Annotated in this window: 1 protein-coding gene; it reads left to right on the top strand. The window is 72.3% G+C overall.

What is annotated here, in order from left to right:
* Nucleotides 1-1,116: hypothetical protein (locus E1298_RS46710; RefSeq protein ID WP_207945285.1), on the top strand; the 1,116-nt coding region annotated here is incomplete at its 5' end.
* Nucleotides 1,117-1,716: the final 600 nt, after the last annotated feature.

The following is a 1,716-nucleotide window of genomic DNA, read 5'->3' as shown; positions in this document are numbered from 1 at the left end:
CCCGGCGCCCCCGGTATGCCGGGGATGCCAGGGATGCCGCCCCCGCCCCCGCCCAAGCGCGGCGGCGGCGGTGCGCTGATCGCGGCGCTCGTCGGCGGCGGCGTCGTCGTTCTCCTGATCATCGGTGTCGTGGTGTTCGTGCTGACCTCCGGCGGCGACGGCAAGACGCCCGAGCAGAAGCTGAACTCGGCCGCCGACACCATGGCCGCGGCCCGCGCGGTCGGGCTCAAGGGCAGCTTCGGCGGTGGCGCCGACACCTTGAACGGTGAGCTGAGCGTCACCAAGGGCGGCCGCGCCACGGGGCCCGTCACCTGGAACAGCGACAATCTCACGCTGCTCTCGGCGGACGGCAAGCTGTTCGTCAAGGCCGGCGCGGCCTACTGGCGGCGGCAGATCTCCGCCAGCGAGACCCCGTACTACCTCGGGACCGGCGATCAGTGGGGCCGGCTCAGCGCCGACAAGCTCGACATCGACTTCAAGGCCGAGCTGACGCCCGTGGCCCTGGCGGGCAAGCTGCGCTCGGCGGCCGCCTCCAAGGTCAAGCCGATCAAGACGACGTGGCAGGGCAAGAAGGCGCTGAAGTTCAGCACGTTCTCCTCCACGCTCTACATCACCGACGCCGACGAGGCCGAGCTGCTGCGCTACGAGGCCACCACGCCGCGCGTCTCGCTCGACGTCACCCCGAAGAGCGCGGGCCAGGCGTCGACGCTCCTGTCCGACATGCGCACCAACATGGGCGAGCTGAAGGACTCCTTCGACGCCTCGGCGCGGCCGACGGTCGACGAGTGGAAGAAGGGCGGCTGCAACGGCAACTCCGGGTGCACGGTGGAGGCCAAGATTCGTCCGCCGTTCGGCGCGCAGACGCCGGTGACGATCGACGTGCGCTTCCGGCTCACCGCCGGCACGCTGAGCGGCCGCGACCTCGGCAACTGCACGTCCAGGATCACGATCACCGGCACCACTTCGCAGTGGGCGAGCTGCCGCGTCTCCAGCAGCGCGTGGTCGAGCTGGGCCAAGTCCACGGGCGGCACGTACTACAAGCACGCCGACTACAAGGTGATCGGCGCCACAGCCAGCGAGGTGCAGGCACTGCAGAGCGGGCTCGACAGCGAATGAGGCCGCAGGTGAGGCGCCCAGCGCGCTGAACCCGCGCCTCCGGATGCCCGGCGACGCACCGTTCCCGCCGCGGCGGGACGCGTCGCCGGGCACCCTTATGCTCTGGGGAAACGCCCCTCCGGCCCTGGCGACCGCCCTCGGCGCGGGCTGAGGAGGGCCGAAGGCGTGACCGGAAGCGAGCAGAGTGAGCGCCGAGTGAGCGTTGAACAGGATGGGCCGTCCACCGCGGCCAAGCACCCGTCCCCCAGGCCCCCGCTACAGGACAAGCTCGTCGCCGGCGGACCCGCGCGGCCCAACCGGCCCATGCCGTCGAGCGAACCTGTAACGCCCAACGGACCTGTGCCGCCGGACGGGATTGCGCCGCCCGATCGGCCTGTCGTGCTTGGTGGGGCTGTGCCGCCCGGTGGGGTGGTGCCGCCGGGCGCGGGAGGTGCTCAGCGGGGCGGTCAGGGGCGTGGGAAGGGACGTCTGATCGTCGCCGGGGCCGCAATGGCGGCGGTGGGGGTCGCGGTGGCGGCCGTGGCGGCCGTGATCGTCCTGGGAGGGGACGACGGGCCGGGCGAGAAGAAGCCGAAGCCGGGCAAGCGCGCGCCGTCGACC

Origin of the sequence: Actinomadura rubrisoli (assembly GCF_004349215.1) — a bacterium.
Classification (GTDB): domain Bacteria; phylum Actinomycetota; class Actinomycetes; order Streptosporangiales; family Streptosporangiaceae; genus Spirillospora; species Spirillospora rubrisoli.
This window is presented reverse-complemented; position numbering and strand designations above follow the sequence as displayed.